The sequence below is a fragment of the Ochrobactrum sp. SSR genome (genome assembly GCF_030067775.1).
GTDB classification, from domain to species: domain Bacteria; phylum Pseudomonadota; class Alphaproteobacteria; order Rhizobiales; family Rhizobiaceae; genus Brucella; species Brucella teleogrylli.
On the sequence record NZ_CP125969.1, the window covers coordinates 862,780 to 885,503 of the forward strand.

Genomic DNA, 22,724 nt, shown 5'->3' on the forward strand with positions numbered 1-22,724 from the left:
CCGGTGTCGCGACCGGACTTTTTTTTAAACCAGTTCCACGTCCACGACGCCCTGAATGGCTTTCATTGCGCTCGCAATCTGCGGGCTGACGCGATAACGGTGGGGTAGTTCGATTTCAACTTCGCGCTGCCCATTGTCCTTGATGACGATGAGACTGACCTGTCCGTCGCCGCGCGTGTTGAAATGCGGCGCGATATGGCGAATCGCTTCCGCCGAGCGCAGATAAAGCCGCAGCGCCTTCTGCATGCGGCAGGCCTCGTCTTCCAGCGATTGCACGGTCTGGATGCGCAAGCCGATACCTTCCGGGCGATCCTCCGCCTGCACCGTGATCACCACCGATTTGCCGCTTTCCAGAAGATCGCGATATTGCGCGAGCCCTTCCGAAAACAGCACGGCTTCAAACTGGCCGCTGGCATCCGACAACTGAACAATGCCCATCTTGTTGCCGGTGCGGGTCTTGCGCTCCTGACGCGCCGTCACCGTGCCCGCCAGACGCCCGGCATTGGCGCCGCGCTTCACCGCAGCCGAGAAATCAGCCCAGCTTTGCACGCGCATACGATCCAGAACCGCGCGATATTCATCGAGCGGATGCGCCGACAGATAGAAGCCGACCGCCTGAAACTCTCGATGCAGCATTTCCGACGGCAGCCAAGGTGCGGCCTGCGGCAGAATAAGCTGTTCCTTCGGCGCACCGGACAGGCCGAAAATATCGGACTGGCCGCTGGCGGCATTTTCCTGCGTGCGCTGGGCGAAGCCCATGATGCGGTCCATGCCTGCGCTCATTGCCGGGCGTTCGCGCTTGAAGCAATCCATCGCGCCCGCATTGATCAGGCTTTCCAGCACGCGACGATTAACGATCCTCGGATCAATCCGCTCGCAGAAATCCTCAAGGCTTTCAAACGGCTTCTGGGCGCGCACATCCACAATATGGTCGACAGCAGCTTCACCGACGCCCTTGATGGCAGCCAGTGAATAGAAAATCTGCTTCTCGCCCACTTCAAACGGACGGAACGAGGTCATGACCGAAGGCGGCACGACCTCGATCCCCAGACGATTCGCTTCGCGGCGGAAATCGTTGAGCTTGTCGGTGTTCGACATATCGTAGGTCATCGACGCGGCCAGAAATTCGACCGGGTAATGCGCCTTCATATAGGCTGTCTGATAGGAAACGATGGCATAGGCCGCCGCGTGTGACTTGTTGAAGCCGTAATCGGCAAACTTGGCAAGCAGATCAAAGATCATATTCGCCTGAGCCTTGTCGACGCCGCCATCAATAGCGCCCGAGACGAAACGGACGCGTTGCTTGTCCATTTCCTCGCAGATCTTCTTACCCATGGCGCGACGCAGAAGGTCAGCTTCGCCGAGCGAGTAGCCCGACAGCACCTGTGCGATCTGCATCACCTGTTCCTGATAAACGATAACGCCTTGCGTTTCCTTGATCAGGTGATCGATCTTCGGGTGAATGGAAGCGATTTCCTCTTCACCATTCTTGCGCGCATTATAGGTCGGGATGTTCTCCATCGGACCGGGACGATAGAGCGCGACGAGCGCAATAATGTCCTCGATCCGGTCAGGACGCATGCCGAGCAGCGCTTTACGCATGCCAGCACTTTCAACCTGAAACACTCCGACGGTTTCGCCGCGCGACAGCATTTCATAGGTCAGCTCATCGTCGAACGGCAGCCGGGTCAGATCGATGTCGATCCCCTTGCGCGCTACGAGCTTGACCGCCGTTTCCAGCACCGTCAGCGTCTTGAGCCCGAGAAAGTCGAACTTGACCAGTCCAGCTTGCTCCACCCACTTCATATTGAACTGGGTGACTGGCATATCGGAACGCGGGTCGCGATACATCGGCACCAGTTCCGACAGCGGACGGTCGCCGATCACGATACCGGCGGCGTGGGTCGAAGCGTGGCGATAGAGACCTTCCAGCTTGAGCGCCATATCGAGAAGCCGCCCAACGACCGGTTCCTTCTCGCGTTCCTCGGTGATCTTCGGCTCGGTTTCGATGGCCTGCGCCAGCGACACCGGATTGGCTGGATTTTGCGGCACCAGCTTGCAGAGCCGATCCACTTGCCCATAGGGCATTTCGAGAACGCGGCCGACGTCGCGCAACACGGCGCGCGCCTGAAGCGTACCGAAGGTTATGATCTGGGCGACCTGATCACGCCCGTATTTCTCCTGCACATAGCGGATCACCTCTTCGCGGCGATCCTGACAGAAGTCGATATCGAAGTCGGGCATCGATACGCGGTCCGGATTGAGGAAGCGTTCAAACAGCAGCGAGAAGCGCAGCGGATCGACGTCCGTAATCGTCAGGGCATAAGCGACGAGCGAACCCGCACCCGAACCACGGCCCGGCCCGACCGGAATGCCATGCGCCTTGGCCCATTTGATGAAGTCCGCAACGATCAGGAAGTAGCCGGGGAACTTCATGCGGGTGATGATGCCGATCTCATATTCGAGACGTTCGGCATATTGTTCCGGCGTATAGCCTTCGGCAAGGCCCACGCTTTCCAGCCGCATCTGCAAGCCCTCACGGGCCTGACGTGCAAGTTCTTCTGCTTCCGCAGCGACAGCGGCTTCAGGATCGTCGGATTCACCCGTGAAGCGTGGCAGAATTGGAGCGCGGGTTTGCGTGTACCAACTGCAACGCTCCGCTATCTCAATCGTGTTGTCCAGCGCCTCGGGCAAGTCGGCAAACAGCGCCGCCATTTCGGCGCGGCTTTTCAGATAATGATCCGGCGTCAGGCGGCGGCGATCATCATTGGAAAGGATCTGCCCCTCGGCGATGGCCAGCAGCGCATCATGGGCTTCGTAATCCTCCGCCTTGAGGAAGAACGCCTCATTGGTGGCCACCAGAGGCAATTCCATCTCATAGGCTAGCGCAACAGTCTTGGCTTCCAGAGCACGGTCATAGCCCGCATAACGCTGTAACTCGACATAAAGCCGATTGCCGAATGTCTCATGCAGGAACGCCAGACGCGATTGCGCCCGGTCTGGCCGGTCTGCCGCAAAAGAGCGACCGATTGGCCCGAGCGGCCCGCCTGACAGGACGATGACGTCCTTGGCCAGTGCTGGCAGCCAGCCTGCATCTATATGGACCGGATCGCCCGCAGGCGTATCCAGAAACGAGCGGCTGACCAGCCGCACGATATTCGCGTAGCCCTCTTCCGTCGAAGCAAGCAGGACGAGAGGAGCCAGATCAAGCGCGAGCCTGCGATTGATACTGCGCCCATTGTCGTTGTGGTCGCCGAAGGCAACATCGACCTGACAGCCGATGATCGGCTGCACACCATCCTTCGATGCCTTCTGCGCAAATTCGAGTGCACCAAACAGATTGTTGGTGTCCGTTATCGCGATGGCCGGCGCTTCGTCGGCAATCGCCTGTTTGATGACCTTGCCGAGCGGCAATGCGCCCTCGAGCAAGGAATAGGCCGAATGAACACGCAGATGCACAAAACGCGGCGTGGAAACGCTTCCACTGGCTGCATTGTCTGCTGCTGCATCATTCATTCTATTCACCCTGATCAAACCGAACCGTGCGGGTGGACATACACCCGTTTCATAGGACCGCCTACTGAAATGCTGCTGGTCGCCGGCGACTCTGTCGCCTGAGGCTTTCAGTTTCAGGGAATGTCCCGGCGATGTCCAGAGAGACAGCCGCCGGTATCGAAAGGGTACACAAGAGAACCCTCAAAAGCGCGTTACTTCGAGCCGGTTCATACGGCGAACTTCAGTGATCGCACTCCAAGCTTTGTTACGCATATCAGTGTCCAAAACAGGTTTTCCGCTTTGGATGATATGCTTCAGTCACTTCAGATCGCGCTGACCCAGATGGCGAAGGTTGCAATAAACAGGCTGACGGAGACGAATGACAAAACGTCGTGGACGAGATCGGTCATGTGGAAAACTCCTCTTTGTTCACGTATGTTTATTTTTTGTTCTATTTTTGTTCCAAAGTCAACACCCTGTTTGAGTCGCCAGTTACATTAGGGTTTACGAATAATAAACGCGCAACCGCAGGCGGTATCACGCGCCTGCGGTTTCAATGGCTTAACGATGGAGAAAGTTGGCCGTCTTACAGATCGACGACCTGGCCGTCCTGCAAGGTCACGCGCCGGTCCATGCGGCGGGCCAATTCGTGATTATGCGTGGCGATCAGCGCCGCCAGACCGGACTGGCGCACAAGCGCCTCCAGTGCCCCGAACACATAGGAGGACGTCGTCGGGTCGAGATTGCCGGTCGGCTCGTCGGCTAAAAGCACAAGCGGCGCATTGGCGACGGCGCGCGCAATAGCGACACGCTGCTGCTCACCACCGGAAAGCTCGGCGGGACGATGCGAAGCGCGCTTGCCGATCTTCATATATTCGAGCAATTGCTGTGCGCGTTCCGATGCGGCCTTCTTGGTCAGGCCACGGATCATCTGCGGCATCATCACATTTTCCAGCGCTGAAAACTCCGGCAGCAAATGGTGGAACTGATAGACGAAGCCGATATCGTTACGACGCACCGCCGTACGGTCGTCATCCGAGAGCGCGCTGCAGGAGCGACCGTCGAGAAAGACATCGCCATTGTCCGGGCGTTCCAGAAGCCCAGCCGTGTGCAAAAGCGTGGACTTACCGGCACCGGACGGGGCGACGAGCGCCACCATCTCGCCGCGACGCAGCGTGAAATCGGCGTCTTTGAGGATAACCAGTTCGCGGTCGACTTCCTTATAGGCGCGACTGACCTTCTCCAGCCGCAGAATAATTTCAGCCGCCATTATTCGTACCTCAATGCTTCGACCGGATCGAGCTTGGCAGCGCGCCAGGCTGGGAAAATGGTGGCGATAAAGGAAAGCACCAGTGCCATGACGATGACGGAAATCGTCTCGCCAGGGTCCATCTTTGCTGGCAGCTGGCTCAGGAAATAGAGCTCCGGATTGAACAGCGTCGTTCCCGAAAGCCACGAGAAGAACTCACGCAACCGTTCGACATTCAGGCACACCACCACGCCGAGCACCACACCGGCGACCGTGCCGGTCACGCCGATGGCTGCACCCGTCATCAGGAATATGCGCATCACCGCGCCGCGTGTCGCGCCCATGGTGCGCAGAATAGCGATATCATGCCCCTTGTCCTTCACCAGCATGATGAGACCGGAGATGATATTGAGCGCCGCGACCAGAACGATCAGCGTCAGGATCATGAACATGACATTGCGCTCGACTTCCAGCGCCGAGAAGAAAGTCTGGTTGCGCTGGCGCCAGTCAACAAGTGTCAGCTGGCGACCTGCCGCCTCTTCCACCGGCGCGCGCATCGCATCCACCTTGTCGGGATTTTCGACAAAGATTTCGAGCGACTGCACCTTGCCTTCCTGATTGAAGAAAAAGCTGCGCCTCGGAAAGCGGCATCATCACGATGGAATTGTCATATTCCGACATGCCGATCTCGAAGATCGCGACAATCGGATAGGCTTTTACGCGCGGATTAACACCAAACGGGGTCACATCGCCATCGGGAGAAATCACCCGCAGCGTATCTCCGATGGAAAGCCCCAGATTTTCAGCCATGCGCGTGCCGATGGCGACACCGCCGCTCTGGTCGAAGCCTTGCAGTGTGCCCTGGCGGATATTGCCCGATACAAGCTTCAGCTTGTCGAGGTCTTCCTCGCGCAGACCACGGATCAGCGCTCCATTGCCCGCACCGATGGTGCCCTGCACGAGAGCCTGTCCTTCCACCACCGGAATAGCGAATTTGATGCCGGAAATGCCGTCGATACGCTTGATCAGGTCAGCATAATCATCCAGCGGACGATCAATCGGCTGCATGATCAGATGGCCATTGATGCCGAGAATGCGCGTCAAAAGCTCGGCGCGAAAGCCGTTCATCACCGCCATAACGATGATGAGGGTCGCCACGCCCAGCATGATGCCGGTGAAAGAAAACCCGGCAATAACCGATATGAATGTTTCACGGCGGCGCGCACGCAGATATCGCCACGCGATCATCCGTTCGAAGGCCGAAAAAGGGCCGGACTTCGGCGGCTTCACAGCTGCCTTGGCCTGCCCTTCGGACTTTGCTGCCGCCGCGCCGCTCATGCTTCAGCCGTCAGCATGTTGATGGCGGCTTCCACCGTCAGATTCTGGCGTTCGCCGGTCTTGCGGTCCTTGACTTCAACCTCACCAGCGGCAACGCCGCGCGGACCGACGATCACCTGGGTCGGCAGGCCGATCAGGTCCATGGTGGCGAATTTTGCACCGGGACGGTCATCCGTATCGTCCAGCAGCGGATCGATACCGGCATTGGTCAGTGCGTCGTAGAGCTTCTCGCTGACGCTATCGCAGCCTTCGTCGCCGGGCTTCATGTTCACGATGCCTGCGCCGAACGGTGCAATCGCCTTTGGCCAGATGATGCCCGCATCGTCGTGGAAGGCTTCGATAGCAGCCGCCACCAGACGCGACGGGCCGATCCCGTAGGAGCCCATAGACACCAGATGTTCCTTGCCGTCCGGGCCCTGCACTTTCGCGCCCATCGGTTCGGAATATTTTGTGCCGAAATGGAAGATGTGACCGACTTCAATGCCGCGCGCCGAAACCTGATCATCAGCCTTGACCTTGGCCCAATCGGCTTCGTCATGCATTTCGTCGGTTGCCGCGTAGGGCGTTGTCCAGCGATTGACGATATCGGTCAGCTGCGCATCGTTGCGGAAATCCGTATCCGCGCCTGGCACGGCCAGATCGAGATAGGCCTTGTCGCAATAGACCTGGCTTTCGCCGGTTTCAGCCAGAATTATGAATTCGTGAGACAGATCGCCGCCGATCGGGCCGGTGTCGGCGCGCATCGGGATCGCCTGCAGACCGACGCGCGCAAACGTGCGCAGGTAGGAGACGAACATGCGGTAATAGGCCATCTTCGCGCCCTCATAATCGAGGTCGAACGAATAGGCGTCCTTCATCAGAAACTCGCGTGAGCGCATCACGCCGAAACGCGGGCGGACTTCGTCGCGGAATTTCCACTGGATATGATAGAGGTTAAGCGGCAGATCCTTGTAGGAGCGCACATAGGAACGGAAAATATCCGTGACCATCTCTTCATTGGTCGGGCCGAAGAGCATTTCGCGCTCCTGACGGTCCTGAATGCGTAGCATTTCCTTGCCGTAAGCGTCGTAGCGCCCGCTTTCACGCCACAGATCGGCGGACTGGATGGTCGGCATCAGGATTTCGTTGGCGCCAGCGCGGTTCTGCTCTTCACGGATGATATCGCAGACCTTGTTCAGCACCTTCAGCCCAATCGGAAGCCAGGAATAGATGCCTGCCGACTGCTGGCGGATCATGCCCGAACGCAGCATAAGCCTATGAGAGACGATTTCCGCCTCTTTAGGATTTTCCTTCAGAATGGGCAAAAAATACCGCGACAAACGCATCGTAACCACCGATCCAGAGAGAATGCCTGCTTGCTTCAAGAATCAGGCAAAAATTAAGCATATTTGAAGGTTTCTTATCGGGTTATGCTTGCGTTGAAAACCCGCCTGAAAAAGCTTTGCGCGGAGCGGTTTTCACCATCCACAGGCGCGACAGGCAGGTAAAACGCCCAAAGCCACAAAACACCGCCTCCGAATTCACATTCAATTTCAATATATTACAGATATATCATTAGCTTTTAGGAAAATTCACGAAAGAATTATGACGCAGAAGAAGATTTTTCGTGACAAAAGCTGTGCAGTTCGCTATTTTTTTCATCATAAGAGCAACAACGGAATAAAACCGTTGTTTTCACGCGGTCAAAGTCTTGGGAGGATGGATCCAGGCGCGAGCTACGCAGCCGCCAGTAACATGGAAACGGATCGAACGCGTATTTTATTAGCAAGGCGAAAGCCTTGCTTTTTTTTTTGCATTTGCATTGATCGCGACCCTCGCCGTCAGCTTCCCGAAAAGCCGCGCAATAACCCATTGAATTTGTGTGATTTATAGACCTGCTTTTGCAGGCGACTATTTGCAATATGTTGCCAAAGTAAAACTAGTTTTATTCTTCGGCGCATATCGCGACCAGAGCGAACGAGGACCGAAGCGTGAAATTCCTTTAGTCCCTTATAATTCAGCACCTTACGATAAGATCATAAGTTTTTGATTCAGAGCGTATTTCCCAGCAGTCTGTTTTGCGCATAAAAAGAAAGACTGCCTAAAAATGAGGCAGCCTTGGATTTCTCATTCTGTTTTCGTAAATGCGATTACGTCAAATCCGGGAAAAAATGCGGAATGTCGTCCAGACCAAAACCGCTGATCTGCGTCACATAATAATAGACAGCGAAGATAAGCGTGGCGACAAAAGTGGTACGCAGAAAGGCGCGACCGATGCGCGGTGTTGCCGGAGCGCTGGCCACCGTGCCAAGCGTAACATTATTTTCCTCAGCCTGTGTGCGCAGGCCGACCGGCAGCAGCGCAAAAAGCGACGTCCACCAGATAATGAAATAGATCGCAATGCCGGACATGATGGACATGATTACACTTCCTCCAGCTCAATCAGCGTGCCGTTGAAGTCTTTCGGGTGCAGAAACAGGACCGGCTTGCCATGGGCGCCGGTCTTCGGCTCTCCATCGCCGAGAATACGTGCGCCTTCCGCCTTGAGCTTATCCCGCGCTGCGATAATGTCCTCCACCTCATAGCAGAGATGGTGCACACCACCGGACGGGTTCTTTTCGAGGAAGGCTGCAATGGGTGATCCCTCACCCAAAGGCTCCAGCAGCTCGATTTTCGTGTTGCCGACGTCGATGAAAACCACGGTCACACCGTGTTCCGGCAAGCGCCTGCGGTGCGCCGACATTTGCAGCCAGTTTGCCACGATAAAGCGCGGACGCAGCCTCGATATCCGGAACGGCAATCGCGACATGGTTCAAACGTTCGAGCATCAGCACCTCCCTTGCTGCATATTTATAGCGTGACGGTCAGCGTATCCTATTCACGAATACGGTCACCACAGGCTTTTTGCCCCACGTCTGATTTGCCGCAGCGCGCACCGCGCGGCGCGCGGATTCACGCACCAGCTCGACATCCTTGCGGCGGACGCGGGGAATGCTATCGACGGCCTCGACGACCGCATCGAGCAGGATGTCTTCCATCAACTCGCCCTGACCGTCTTCTTCCGGCAGACCAAATGTCACCAGATCGGGTTCGTCGAGAAGCTTGTGGTCGCGGTCCAGCAGGATGGAAACGGCGACATGGCCGACATAAGCGAGCTTGCGGCGCTCGACCATGCCGATCTCTTCCTCGTCACCGATCAGCTTGCCGTCCTTGTAGATACGGCCAATCGGCGCTTCGTCGATAATTTCGGCCTTGCCGGGGGCAAGACGCAGCACGTCGCCATTGCGGATCTGGGCGACCTGCCCGATCCCTTCCATCGCGCCAAGCGAGCCCTGCGCCACCAGATGCGCAGCTTCGCCATGCACCGGAACGAGAATTTGCGGGCGAACCCAGGAATACATACGCTTTAATTCGCTGCGACGCGGATGGCCGGAGACGTGCACCAATGCATCATCGTCGCCGATGATCTTGATGCCCCGGTCGATCAGGCAGTTCTTGATGTCGAGAATGGCTTTTTCGTTGCCCGGAATGGCGCGCGACGAATAAATGACCGTATCGCCCGGCGACAGGGCCAGACTGCGCATTTCATCGCGGGCCAGCTTGGCAAGTGCTGCACGCGGCTCGCCCTGACTGCCGGTCAGGATCATCACCACGTTTTCACGCGGAATATAGCCGTAATCCTCTTCGCTCAGATATTCCGGCAGGCCTTCCATATAGCCAAGCTCGGTCGCGACAGAAATCGCGCGCTTCATCGAGCGACCGACGACCAGAACCTGACGGCCCGCATCGCGCGCCGCCTCCGTGATGGAGCGTATGCGGCCCACATTGGAAGAAAAGGTGGTGATCGCCACGCGTCCACGCGCATTCTCGATCAGCTCGCGCAGGCTTTCACCGACCTGACGTTCCGACGGGGATTCACCCTCGCGCATGGCATTGGTGGAATCGCAGATCAGCGCCAAAACACCGGCATCGCCAATGGCGCGGAAGCGCGCTTCATCGATGACCGGGCCGAGCGAAGGTTCCGGGTCCATCTTCCAATCGCCGGTGTGAACGACAGTGCCAAGCGGCGTCGTGATCGCCAGCGACACAGGTTCCGGGATCGAGTGCGTGACAGCGACCGCTTCAACCTTAAACGGGCCAACTTCGAACTTTTCACCAGCCTTGTAGACCGTGACCGGAATTTCCGGCGCGCTGATCTCGGACTGGCGCTTGGCTTCCAGCAGACCGGCGGTGAACGGCGTCGCATAGACTGGAACCTTCAGGCGCGGCCACAGATCGAGCAGCGCACCAAAATGGTCTTCATGCGCGTGGGTGATGATGATACCGCGCACATTGTTCTTTTCCGCTTCAAGATAGCGAATATCCGGCAGGATAAGGTCGGCACCCGGCTGTTCCGGCCCGGCAAAGCTCACGCCCATGTCGACGACCAGCCATTCGCGATTATCCGCAGGTCCAAAGCCGTACATAGCGAGATTCATGCCGATTTCGCCCACGCCGCCGAGCGGCAGAAAGACGAGTTCCGGGTTATTGGATCGGGCCATGAAATTTCCTCTGTAATTATACCCTGCTTATAAAGTGGAACCGGATCAGTTTGCACTTCGGGAAGACATGCTTTCGCCGCATCCACTGAACCTAAATGGCTTTAGTTGCAACCCCGGCAAGATAAAAGAAAGCTGTTATTTACGCAGTGTTGCTGCCGTTCCGAAATAAACATCGCCCGCTGTGACCGTAATGCGCGCGCCGTCATTGTCGCGGATCACGAAACGGCAGGCTTCATCGATGGTCTCGAACCGGCCTTCGATGACCTTGCCTTCAACCTGCATCGTGACATTTCCACCAAGACCATGCGCCCGCTCCAGCCAGCGTTTGCGGATCGTATCCAGCCCGCGTCCCTCGTCCCAGACACGATAATTGACCGACCACGCATCGGAAAGAGCGGCAAACAATGTCTCGGCATCGCACTTGCTGCCAAGCGCCTGCAGCGACGTGGCGGCGTATGGCAGATCGTCGGGAAAGGCCACGATGTTGGTGCCGATGCCGATGGCAATCGCAAAGCTATCCTTGGCGAGAATTGATGATTCCAGCAGAATGCCCGACAGTTTCGCACCATCCAGCAGCACATCATTCGGCCATTTCAGGCCGATCTTCGGCGGCACGGCTGGTCCGGTTGCTGCAAAAGCCGCTTCCAGCGCATCGGCCAGCGACAGGCCCGCAACGAAACCGAGCGTTGCCGCCGTTTTCAATTCGTAGGATCTCGATCAGGAGAAGTGTGGAGGCCAGATTACCTTCCGAAGTAGACCAGGCGCGACCGCGTCTTCCGCGTCCACTTTCCTGCCTCTTCGAGACAAGCCAGAGCTTGCCCGGATCACCGCCAGCTGCTCGTTCCAGAGCCACCGCGTTTGTGGAGCCTACCGTCTCGAAAACCTCGAGACGGTAGCCAGCATTTTCGGCGACAGGCGAAAGCGCAAAATGCATTCGATCACCTGTCACAGTTTACTTAGAAGAACGTCTTTGCTGCGGCTTCGGCAAATCCGCCGATTGGACCAGCGAGGAAGACGTAGAAGAGCACGAAAGCGCCCGTAACGCCGAGAACGAGGCGCAGCTCGCCCGCGACCGGCACGAAACCACCAACCGGCTCATCGAACCACATGATCTTGATCATGCGCAGATAGTAGAACGCACCCACGACCGAAGCCACGATACCGATGATCGCCAGCGGGTAAAGACCAGCCTGCACAGCAGCAAGGAAGGTGTACCACTTGCCGAAGAAGCCGGCGAGCGGCGGGATCCCGGCGAGCGAGAACAGGAAGATCGTCATGATCGTTGCCAGCACCGGATTGGTGCGCGACAGACCGGCCAGATCGCCGATGTTCTCAACATTGCCGTCTTTGGTGCGCATGGCGAGAATGAAGGCAAAGGTGCCGAGCGTCATGGCAAGATAGATCGCCATGTAGATGGCCACGCCCTTCACACCGATGGCCGTACCAGCAGCCAGACCCACAAGGGCATAGCCCATGTGGCTGATCGACGAATAAGCCATCAGACGCTTGATATTGCGCTGGCCGATAGCGGCGAAGGCACCCAGAACCATCGAAGCGATTGCGATGAAGATCACAACCTGCTGCCAGTCATGGGTGACCGGAGCGAAGGCTTCGGAGACGACGCGGATGATGAGCGCCATGGCGGCCATCTTCGGAGCGGCGGCAAAGAAGGCCGTTACCGGGGTCGGCGCACCTTCATAGACGTCCGGCGTCCACATGTGGAACGGAACGGCGGAAATCTTGAATGCCAGACCGGCCAGAATGAAGACCAGACCGAACACCAGACCAAGCTCACGCTGGCCGCCCGAAACAGCCTGGGCGATTTCGGCGAAACCGATATGGCCGGTATAGCCGTAAACAAGCGAGATACCGTAAAGCAGCATGCCCGAGGACAGCGAGCCGAGAACGAAATACTTCAGACCGGCTTCTGTGGAGCGAACGCTGTCGCGGTTGAACGCAGCCAGCACGTAAAGCGCCAGCGACTGCAGTTCGAGACCGAGATAAAGCGACAGCATGTTGGAGGCCGACACCATCAACAGCATGCCGAGCGTCGAAATGACGATCAGGACCGGGAACTCGAACTTGTCGAACTTTTCCGCCTTGGCGAAACCGACCGACATGACGAGCGTGACGATGGAGCCGATCAGCGTCAGCACCTTCATGAAGCGGCCAAAACCGTCATTGACGATGGCGCCGCCGAAAGCGGAACCATTCGCCGGGAATAGAACAACCAGTGCCAGCGCTGCAATCAGCACTGCGACGGACAGTCCGTTGACGAGCGTGGTTGCACGCTCGCCAGAGAACACGCCGATCATAAGCAGTGCCAAGGCGCCTACAGCCAGGAGAACCTCCGGCGCTGCAAGGGTCAGATGAGCTATCAGATCAGTCTGCATGACCTTACGCCTTTATTTTCTTACTGTGCCAGCATTGCATTGGCGGCTCCGCCAATTGCAGCGTCGTAATGTTGAACCAGAGCGGTCACAGCACTTGCAGTCGCATTGAAGACCGGTGCCGGATACACGCCGAAGAAGATGGTGAGTACCACGAGCGGATAGAGAATGATCTTCTCACGCGGGCTGAGATCGAGGAGCGCCTTGAGGCTTTCCTTGTCGAGCGCACCGAAGATCACCTTGCGGTAAAGCCATAGCGCATAGGCCGCCGAGAGAATGACGCCCGTGGTTGCGAACAGCGCCACCCAGGTATTGACCCGGAACACACCGAACAGCGTCAGGAATTCACCGATGAAGCCCGAAGTACCCGGCAGGCCGACATTCGCCATCGTGAAGATGAGGAAGGCCACCGCATATTTCGGCATATTGTTCACCAGACCGCCGAACGCTGCAATCTCGCGGGTATGCATACGGTCATAGATCACGCCGACGCAAAGGAAGAGCGCGCCCGACACGATACCGTGCGACAGCATCTGGAAGATCGCGCCCTGAATGCCCTGCTCATTGGCCGCGAAGATACCCATGGTCACATAGGCCATGTGTGCGACGGACGAGTAAGCAATCAGTTTCTTGATGTCTTCCTGAACCAGAGCCACCAGAGACGTGTAGATGATGGCGATCACCGACAGCGTGAAGACAAGCGGCGCGAAATCGGCAGAAGCCAGCGGGAACATCGGCAGCGAGAAACGCAGGAAGCCGTAGCCGCCGAGCTTCAGAAGGATACCGGCCAGAATGACCGAGCCTGCCGTCGGCGCTTCAACGTGCGCATCCGGAAGCCAGGTGTGGACCGGCCACATCGGCATCTTGACCGCAAACGACGCGAAGAAGGCAAGCCATAGCCATGTTTGCATGCCAGCGGGGAAGCTGAACTTCTGCAGTTCGACGATGTTCATCGTGCCAGCCTGCCAATACATGGCCATGATGGCGATGAGCATCAGCACGGAGCCCAGCAGCGTATAAAGGAAGAACTTCAAGCTTGCATAAACGCGACGCTTGCCGCCCCACACGCCGATGATGATGAACATCGGGATAAGGCTTGCTTCGAAGAACACGTAGAACAGGAAGAGGTCGAGCGCGCAGAACACGCCGATCATGAGCGTTTCCAGAATGAGGAACGCGATCATATATTCCTTGACGCGCTTTTCGACAGACACCCAGCTTGCAAGAATGCAGAACGGCATCAGGAAAGCGGACAGCACCACGAACAGGACGGAGATACCGTCCACGCCCATATGGTAGCTGATGCCGCCGCCCATCCAGTCGACCTGCTCGACCATCTGGAAGCCAGCGTTCGAATTATCGAACCCAGCCCAGACGACGAGCGACAGGATAAAGACGAACACCGTTGTCAGCAAAGCGACGTTGCGGATGTTGCGACGCGAAGCCTCGCTGTCGTCCTTGATCAGAAGGATCAGTAACGCGCCGACGAGCGGCAGAAACGTGACCGTTGAGAGAATTGGCCAGTCGGTCATCAGAAAGAGCTCCCGAGCATCATCCAGGTGACGAGCGCGGCGACGCCGATCAGCATCGCGAATGCGTAATGATAAAGATATCCGGACTGCATCTTGACGACGCGGTTGGTGACATCAAGCACACGGGCCGAGATACCATCCGGACCGAAGCCGTCAATGAGCCAGCCGTCGCCACCCTTCCAGAAGACACGACCGAGCCACTTGGCCGGACGAACGAAGAGGAAGTCGTAGAGTTCGTCGAAATACCACTTGTTCAGCAGGAACTGGTACAGACCGCGATGGCGTTCTGCCAGTGCCTTCGGCATTTCCGGCGACCGGATGTAGAAGATCCAGGCAACGATGAAGCCGATGATCATAGCCGTGAAAGGCGACAGCTTAACCCAGGTCGGAACATGATGGTATTCATCGAGGATTTCGTTGGTCGGCAGCGTGAACAGAGCGCCCTTCCAGAATTCGGCATAGTCATGACCGAAGAAGAATTCCTTGAACACCACACCGGCAAGGATTGCGCCGACAGCAAGAACGAACAACGGCACCAGCATCACGGGCGGCGATTCATGGACGTGATGCATGACTTCCGCCGAAGCGCGCGGCTTGCCGAAGAAGGTCATAAAAATTAGACGCCAGGAATAGAAGCTCGTGAACAGAGCCGAGACGACGAGCAGCGTGAAGGCGTAGCCAGCAGCCGGGCTGTGCGAAGCGAACGTCGATTCAATGATCGCATCCTTCGAGAAAAAGCCTGCCGTACCGATAATCGTGCCCGGAATGCCAAGACCCGTAATAGCAACCGTACCGATGAGCATCATCCAGTAGGTAACCGGGATCAGCTTGCGTAAGCCTCCCATGCGACGCATGTCCTGCTCTTCCGACACGGAATGGATAACCGAACCGGCGCAAAGAAACAGGAGAGCCTTGAAGAAGGCGTGCGTGAACAGGTGGAACACCGCAGCGCCGTAAGCGCCGACGCCGAGAGCCACGAACATATAGCCCAGCTGCGAACAGGTCGAATAAGCGATAACGCGCTTGATATCGTTCTGCACCAGGGCAACCGTTGCCGCAAAGAATGCGGTGGTGGCGCCGATGATGGTGACGACCAGAAGAGCCGTATGCGACAGTTCGAAGATCGGCGACATACGCGCGACCATGAACACACCTGCGGTCACCATGGTTGCGGCGTGAATGAGAGCCGAAACAGGTGTCGGGCCTTCCATAGCGTCCGGAAGCCAGGTGTGCAGCAGGAACTGCGCCGACTTACCCATCGCGCCCATGAACAGAAGCAGGCAAACAACGGTCAGTGCCGTTTCCTTGTGCAGTTCATAGCCGAGGAAGTTCAGCACGACCTGACCTGCATCCGCAGCGCCTTCTGCCGGCAGATAATTGGCGGCAGCAGCGAAGATCGTGTTGTAATCAACCGACTGGAACAGAGCGAACAGGCCGAAGATGCCAAGCAGGAAGCCGAAGTCACCAACGCGGTTGACGACGAAGGCCTTCATGGCGGCGGCATTGGCCGAAGGCTTCTTGAACCAGAAACCGATCAGAAGATAGGACGCCAGACCCACGCCTTCCCAGCCGAAGAACATCTGAACCAGATTGTCCGACGTAACCAGCATGAGCATCGCGAAGGTGAACAGCGACAGATAGGCGAAGAAGCGCGGACGATGCGGATCGTGGTGCATATATCCAATCGAATAGATATGCACTAGAGCCGAAACCGAGTTCACGACAACGAGCATGACGCCGGTCAGCGTATCGACACGCAGCGCCCAATCGAAGGACAGCGAACCGGACGTGACCCAATGCAGCACCGGAATGCGCACAGTTTCACCGTCGCCCATTGGAATCTGGAAGAACACGATCCACGAGCAGATCGCGACGATAACCATAAGGCCGGAAGTGATGTATTCACTCGCTTTTGCGCCGATCTTATTGCCGAACAAGCCAGCAATAAGAAAGCCGATAAGCGGAAGGAAGACGATCGCGTAGTAGAGCATTTGCCCGTCAACCTTTCATAACATTGACGTCTTCCACCGCGATGGAACCGCGATTACGGAAGAAAACAACGAGAATTGCCAGACCGATGGCCGCTTCAGCAGCCGCAACAGTCAGAACGAAAAGGGCGAAGACCTGCCCGACCATGTCGCCGAGCTGGCTGGAGAACGCCACGAAGTTGAGATTGACCGAAAGCAGGATCAATTCGATCGACATCAGGATAACGATGACGTTCTTGCGGTTCAAAAAGATGCCGAAGACGCCAAGCGTGAACAGGATGGCCGAAACGGTCAGATAATGAGCGATACCGATTTCCATATGCTTATCCTTAGATGCCTTTGCCCGTTTCGACCTTCTTGATCTCAATCGCCGTTTCGGGCGTGCGAGCAACCTGGGCCGAGATGGACTGGCGCTTGACATTCGGCTTGTGCCGCAGCGTCAGAACGATAGCGCCGATCATCGCGACCAGAAGGACGAGACCAGCAACCTGGAAGTAGAAGACGAAGTCGGTGTAGAGAATGTCGCCCAGAGCAGCGGTATTGGACCGCTCGGCGATATTCGGGATCGGCACAGCGCCCTGCCCCAGCTTCGGTGCAAACATGTTGCTCGCGAAGACGAAGATCAGTTCGCCCAGCAGGATCAACCCGACCAGAGCGCCGACCGGCGCATATTGCAGCGCACCGCGCTTCAGTTCCGAGAAATCCACATCCAACATCATGACGACGAAGAGGAAGAGAACCGCCACAGCGCCGACGTAAACGACGAGCAGGATCATGGCGAGGAACTCGGCCCCGGTCAGCAGGAACAGAGCTGCCGCATTGAAGAATGTGAGGATCAGAAACAGCACCGAATGCACGGGGTTGCGTGCCGCAATCACCATGAACGCGCTTGCGATCATGATGAAAGCGAACAGATAGAAAAACGCTGCCGCAATACCTGTCAGCATGGGGATCCCCCAACACCTTTCCGTGAGCAAAGCCCTATTGCTTTGCCCGCTTTATTCATAAACTCTTGTCCGAGCATCGGACTGACCGAAAATTCGATCTGACACTCGAACTGATCGGGAACCCGATCAGCGATAAGGCGCATCCATCGCGATATTGCGCGCGATTTCGCGTTCCCAACGGTCACCATTGGCGAGGAGCTTGTCCTTGTCGTAGTAAAGCTCTTCGCGCGTCTCCGTCGCGAACTCGAAGTTCGGGCCTTCGACGATGGCATCCACCGGACATGCTTCCTGGCAGAAGCCGCAATAAATGCACTTCACCATGTCGATGTCGTAACGCACCGTACGGCGGGTGCCGTCGTTGCGGCGCGGACCGGCCTCAATGGTGATGGCCTGTGCCGGGCAGATTGCTTCGCAAAGCTTGCAGGCGATGCAGCGTTCTTCACCGTTGGGATAACGGCGCAGCGCATGTTCGCCACGGAAACGGGGCGAAACGGGGCCCTTTTCATGCGGGTAGTTCAACGTCGCCTTCGGCGCGAAGAACTGGCGCATGGAAAGAAAGAACGCGCCGACGAATTCCTTGAGAAGGAGCGATTTGGCTGCTTGAGCGATTGAAGCCATTGTTATTACTCCTTACGCCAGACCGAAGACTTTGAGGAAGGTCGCGGTGGCGACAACCATGAAGAGCGAGATCGGCAGGAAAACCTTCCAACCCAGACGCATCAGTTGGTCATAGCGGTAACGCGGTACGAAAGCCTTCACCATGGCGAACATGAAGAAGCAGAGGCAGAGCTTGAGCATGAACCAGATGATGCCCGGAACCCAGTTGAGGAACCAAACGTCAACCGGAGGCAGCCAGCCGCCGAGGAAGAGCGTGGTCATCAGGGCGCACATCAGCGTGATCGCCACATACTCGCCGAGGAAGAACAGAAGGAACGGCGTGGACGAGTATTCGATCATATGACCGGCCACGAGTTCGGATTCAGCTTCGACGAGATCGAAAGGCGGACGGTTCGTTTCAGCAAGCGCCGAAATGAAGAAGATCACGAACATCGGGAACAGACAGAGCCAGTTCCAGTCGAGGAACGATGCAGGCAGGCCGAGCATGGTGCCGAGGCCGGTGTTCTGCGACAGCACGATATCGGTCAGGTTGAGCGAGCCGACAGTCAAGAGAACGGTGACAATCACAAAGCCGATGGAAACTTCGTAGGAAACCATCTGCGCCGCCGAACGAAGCGCGCCGAGGAACGGGTACTTCGAGTTGGAGGCCCAGCCGCCCATGATCACGCCGTAAACTTCAAGCGAAGAAATGGCGAATATATAGAGAATGCCGACATTGATGTTGGCGATAGCCCAGCCTTCATTGACCGGGATAACGGCCCAGGTTGCCATTGCGAGAACGGCAGAGACGAAGGGCGCAAGGAGGAAGACACCCTTGTTTGCGCCCGACGGAATGATCGGTTCCTTGAAGACGAACTTCAACAAGTCGGCGAAAGCCTGGAACAAGCCCCAGGGGCCGACAACGTTAGGGCCGCGACGAAGCTGCACCGCTGCCCAGATCTTGCGATCCGCATAAAGCAGGTAAGCGACGACGATCAGCAATACGACGAGCAGAACGACCGACTTCAGCGCCATGATCAGCGCGGGTAAGACGTAAGCTGCAAAAATTCCTTCCATTGTTCCGTCTCTCTCTCGCTTACTCGGCAGCCTGCTGGAAGCCGCCAGCCGCGAGCGCCGAGCATTCGGCCATGACGGCGGAAGCGCGCGCAATTGGGTTCGTCAGGTAGAAGTCCTTGACCGGGGAAACGAACGCAGCGCCGCCGCCCAGGTTGGAAGCCTTAGCTGCCAGCGCGACGAGATCGTCGGCGGAAGCAGGCGTGATGGTGTCGATGGCCAGCATGTGCGGGTAGTCCGCATAAAGCTTGGCGCGAAGCTGCTGCAAGCTATCGAACGGCAGGCGCTTGCCAAGGCTGTCCGACAGAGCGCGCAGGATTGCCCAGTCTTCCTTCGCTTCGCCCGGTGCGAAACCGGCGCGGCTGCCAAGCTGTACGCGACCTTCGGTGTTGAGCCAGGTGCCCGACTTTTCCGTATAGGCTGCGCCCGGCAGGATCACGTCGGCTGCATGCGCACCGGCATCGCCGTGCGTGCCGATGTAAACAACGAAGCTCGGGCCCTTACGGGTCATGTCGAGTTCGTCTGCACCGAGCAGGAACACGACATCCAGATTGCCCAGCATGTCGCCAGCTGCCTTGCCGCCCTCACCCGGCACAAAGCCGAGGTCCAGAGCGCCAACGCGCGAAGCGGCAGTGTGCAGAACGGAGAAGCCGTTCCACTCATCCTTGATCGCGCCAACGTCCTGAGCAAGCTTGGCGGCCGTCGCCAGAACCGCACGACCGTTTTCGCCGGTGAGCGCGCCCTGACCGATGATGATCAGCGGACGTTCGGCCTTGGCCAGCACGTCGCGGAAAGCGTTGGCGCCAGCAGCGACGGATGCCAGTGTGTCGGCACCTGCGCCCAGATATTCGTAATTGTAACGCAGTTCTGCCTGTTCGCCGATCAGAGCGACCGGGAAATGGCCCATGCGCTGACGCTTGCGAATACGTGCGTTCAGAACGGCGGCTTCAACGCGTGGATTGGAACCGATGATGAGCAGAGCATCAGCGTTTTCAATGCCTTCGATGGTCGCGTTGAAGAGATAGCTTGCACGACCGTGAGCCGGATCAACGGCAGCGCCATCCTGACGGCTGTCGATATTGGCAGAGCCGAGCGAAGCCATCAGGCCCTTCAGCGCATAGATTTCCTCGACCGAAGCCAGATCGCCTGCAACAGCGCCGATCTTATCAGCCGACGTTGCCGAAACCTTGGCTGCAATGGCAGCGAAAGCTTCCGGCCAGCTTGCGGCGACCAGACGGCCATCCTTGCGGACATAAGGGCGGTCGAGGCGCTGGGTGCGCAGGCCGTCCCAGATGAAGCGGGTCTTGTCGGAAATCCACTCTTCGTTCACCGCTTCGTTGACGCGCGGCATGATGCGCATCACTTCGCGGCCACGCGTATCGACGCGGATGTTCGAACCGACCGCGTCCATCACATCGATGGTTTCAGTCTTGTTCAATTCCCACGGACGCGCCTGGAACGCGTAAGGACGCGAGGTCAGAGCGCCAACCGGGCACAGGTCGATCACGTTGCCCTGCAATTCCGAGGTCATGGCGCGTTCGAGATAGGTGGTGATCTCGGCGTCTTCACCACGGCCGATGAGGCCGAGTTCGGAAATGCCAGCCACTTCCGTCGTGAAACGGACGCAGCGCGTGCAGTGAATGCAGCGCGTCATCACCGTCTTGACGAGCGGGCCGATATATTTGTTTTCGACCGCGCGCTTGTTTTCGCGATAGCGCGAACCGTCGGTGCCGAAAGCCATTGCTTGATCCTGCAGATCGCACTCGCCGCCCTGATCGCAGATCGGGCAATCCAGCGGGTGGTTGATCAGCAGGAATTCCATCACGCCTTCGCGGGCCTTCTTGACCATCGGCGTGTTGGTGAAGATTTCAGGGGCTTCGCCGTTCGGGCCGGGACGCAGATCCCGCACGCCCATGGCGCAGGATGCCGCCGGCTTCGGCGGTCCGCCCTTTACTTCAACCAGACACATACGGCAGTTTCCGGCGATGGAAAGCCGTTCGTGGAAACAGAACCGCGGCACTTCAGCGCCCGCGGCTTCGGCAGCCTGAAGGAGCGTATAGTGATCGGGTACTTCGATCTCTGTGCCGTCAACCTTGATCTTTGCCATCGTTTATCCAAACCTGCGGCTTAAGCCGCATTTTCCAGATCTCAAACTCTTGCGCCTGCCCTTGTATTGGCATGGCCTTTTCCGAAAACCGCCAGGCACTTTTCGGGGCCATACCCTGTCGGGCAGGCTCACACAAACCGTTCAGCCTTATTCCGCTGCTTCCAGACGGATATTGCGGCTCTGCACGGCGTTGCGTGTATAATCATCAATGCGCTTTTCAATCTCCGGACGGAAATTGCGGATCAGACCCTGAATCGGCCATGCAGCCGCGTCGCCAAGCGCGCAGATCGTGTGACCTTCAATCTGCTTGGTCACGTCGAACAGCATGTCGATTTCGCGCTTCTGCGCATTGCCCTTGACCATGCGTTCCATCACGCGCCACATCCAGCCGGTGCCTTCGCGGCACGGCGTGCACTGGCCGCAGCTTTCGTGCTTGAAGAACGCCGACAGACGGGCAATCGCCTTGATGATGTCGGTGGACTTGTCCATGACGATCAGGCCGCCGGTGCCGAACGACGATTTCTTGTCGCGCATGCCGTCGAAATCCATGATGGCGTCCATCATGTCTTCGCCTTTGATGACCGGGCAGGATGCGCCACCGGGAATAACCGCCAACAGATTGTCCCAGCCGCCGCGAATGCCGCCAGCGTGCTTTTCGATCAGTTCGCGGAACGAAATGCCAAGGCCCTCTTCCACGACGCAAGGCGTGTTCACATGACCAGAAATCTGGAACAGCTTGGTGCCGACATTGTTCGGACGACCGATGGACGAGAACCATGCACCGCCGCGACGCAGGATCGTCGGCGCAACCGCAATCGATTCCACGTTGTTCACGGTCGTCGGGCAGCCATAGAGACCCATATTGGCTGGGAATGGCGGCTTCAGGCGCGGCTGGCCCTTCTTGCCTTCAAGGCTTTCGAGCAGCGCGGTTTCTTCGCCGCAGATATAAGCGCCAGCGCCATGGGAGACAAAAATGTCCATATCCCAGCCGCACTTGTTGTCCTTGCCAAGCAGACCGGCTTCGTAGCATTCGTCGATTGCCGCCTGCAGGGCTTCACGCTCACGCATGAATTCGCCGCGAATATAGATATAGGCGGTATGTGCGCCCATGGCGCAACCGGCGATCACGCAGCCTTCGATCAGCGTATGCGGATCGTGGCGCAGAATCTCGCGGTCTTTACAGGTGCCCGGCTCGGATTCGTCGGCATTGACGACGAGGTAATGCGGACGACCATCGCTCTGCTTGGGCATGAATGACCATTTGAGACCCGTCGGGAAGCCAGCGCCGCCACGGCCACGCAGTCCCGATGCCTTCATCTCGTCGATGATCCAGTCACGGCCCTTTTCGATGAAACCCTTGGTGTTGTCCCAATGGCCGCGCGCCATGGCACCCTTGAGGGAGCGATCCTTGAAGCCGTAAATATTGGTGAAGATGCGATCTTTATCAGCCAGCATGTCTCACCTGTTTCCGTTCGTGTTTGCGAATA

General features: G+C 57.5%; 14 protein-coding genes and 3 pseudogenes. All 17 read right to left on the reverse strand.

Features of this window, described 5'->3' with window-relative positions; genetic code table 11:
• Nucleotides 1-24: 24 nt before the first annotated feature.
• On the reverse strand, nt 25-3,516 hold the full coding sequence (gene dnaE / locus QLQ11_RS04120; RefSeq protein WP_371835918.1) for a DNA polymerase III subunit alpha: 3,492 nt from the start codon (nt 3,514-3,516) through the stop codon (nt 25-27).
• 565 nt (nt 3,517-4,081) lie between these two features.
• A complete protein-coding gene (locus QLQ11_RS04125) occupies nt 4,082-4,765 on the reverse strand; it encodes an ABC transporter ATP-binding protein (RefSeq protein ID WP_283735827.1) in 684 nt (227 codons plus the stop codon).
• Nucleotides 4,765-6,082: pseudogene (locus tag QLQ11_RS04130) on the reverse strand (lipoprotein-releasing ABC transporter permease subunit). The gene QLQ11_RS04125 and the pseudogene QLQ11_RS04130 overlap by 1 nt, the downstream one beginning before the upstream one ends.
• Nucleotides 6,079-7,407: a proline--tRNA ligase gene (gene proS, locus QLQ11_RS04135; protein WP_121535845.1), complete on the reverse strand. Its 1,329-nt coding sequence runs from the start codon at nt 7,405-7,407 to the stop codon at nt 6,079-6,081. Before proS ends, QLQ11_RS04130 begins: the two are co-directional and overlap by 4 nt.
• A gap of 804 nt (nt 7,408-8,211) precedes the next feature.
• Nucleotides 8,212-8,481: a DUF1467 family protein gene (locus QLQ11_RS04140; RefSeq protein WP_121535842.1), complete on the reverse strand. Its 270-nt coding sequence runs from the start codon at nt 8,479-8,481 to the stop codon at nt 8,212-8,214.
• A 2-nt stretch (nt 8,482-8,483) separates the two neighbouring features.
• A pseudogene (gene mce, locus QLQ11_RS04145) lies at nt 8,484-8,889 on the reverse strand (methylmalonyl-CoA epimerase).
• Between the two features lie 36 nt (nt 8,890-8,925).
• The gene (locus QLQ11_RS04150; RefSeq protein WP_121535835.1) at nt 8,926-10,602 is read right to left on the reverse strand and encodes a ribonuclease J; all 1,677 of its coding nucleotides are present in this window, start codon (nt 10,600-10,602) and stop codon (nt 8,926-8,928) included.
• 135 nt (nt 10,603-10,737) lie between these two features.
• Nucleotides 10,738-11,536 (reverse strand): annotated as a pseudogene (locus QLQ11_RS04155) (biotin--[acetyl-CoA-carboxylase] ligase).
• A gap of 22 nt (nt 11,537-11,558) precedes the next feature.
• Entirely contained in the window at nt 11,559-12,995 is a 1,437-nt protein-coding gene (gene nuoN, locus QLQ11_RS04160; RefSeq protein WP_109368803.1) for an NADH-quinone oxidoreductase subunit NuoN, read from the reverse strand.
• Between the two features lie 20 nt (nt 12,996-13,015).
• The gene (locus tag QLQ11_RS04165; protein ID WP_109368802.1) at nt 13,016-14,524 is read right to left on the reverse strand and encodes an NADH-quinone oxidoreductase subunit M; all 1,509 of its coding nucleotides are present in this window, start codon (nt 14,522-14,524) and stop codon (nt 13,016-13,018) included.
• Nucleotides 14,524-16,515 (reverse strand): NADH-quinone oxidoreductase subunit L, encoded by a 1,992-nt coding sequence (gene nuoL, locus QLQ11_RS04170; RefSeq protein WP_109368801.1) that lies wholly within the window; start codon nt 16,513-16,515, stop codon nt 14,524-14,526. Before nuoL ends, QLQ11_RS04165 begins: the two co-directional genes overlap by 1 nt.
• 7 nt (nt 16,516-16,522) lie before the next feature.
• Nucleotides 16,523-16,831: an NADH-quinone oxidoreductase subunit NuoK gene (gene nuoK / locus QLQ11_RS04175; RefSeq protein ID WP_006466598.1), complete on the reverse strand. Its 309-nt coding sequence runs from the start codon at nt 16,829-16,831 to the stop codon at nt 16,523-16,525.
• 10 nt (nt 16,832-16,841) lie between these two features.
• The gene (locus QLQ11_RS04180) at nt 16,842-17,459 is read right to left on the reverse strand and encodes an NADH-quinone oxidoreductase subunit J (RefSeq protein WP_109368800.1); all 618 of its coding nucleotides are present in this window, start codon (nt 17,457-17,459) and stop codon (nt 16,842-16,844) included.
• A gap of 126 nt (nt 17,460-17,585) precedes the next feature.
• Entirely contained in the window at nt 17,586-18,077 is a 492-nt protein-coding gene (nuoI, locus tag QLQ11_RS04185) for an NADH-quinone oxidoreductase subunit NuoI (RefSeq protein ID WP_078338429.1), read from the reverse strand.
• 12 nt (nt 18,078-18,089) lie between these two features.
• Nucleotides 18,090-19,133 (reverse strand): NADH-quinone oxidoreductase subunit NuoH, encoded by a 1,044-nt coding sequence (gene nuoH / locus QLQ11_RS04190; RefSeq protein WP_109368799.1) that lies wholly within the window; start codon nt 19,131-19,133, stop codon nt 18,090-18,092.
• A gap of 19 nt (nt 19,134-19,152) precedes the next feature.
• Nucleotides 19,153-21,237, reverse strand: coding sequence for an NADH-quinone oxidoreductase subunit NuoG (nuoG, locus tag QLQ11_RS04195; protein ID WP_283735822.1), 2,085 nt, complete (start codon nt 21,235-21,237; stop codon nt 19,153-19,155).
• A gap of 147 nt (nt 21,238-21,384) precedes the next feature.
• Complete coding sequence (nuoF, locus tag QLQ11_RS04200) at nt 21,385-22,692, reverse strand: NADH-quinone oxidoreductase subunit NuoF (protein ID WP_121535820.1); 1,308 nt, start codon at nt 22,690-22,692, stop codon at nt 21,385-21,387.
• Nucleotides 22,693-22,724 lie beyond the last annotated feature (32 nt).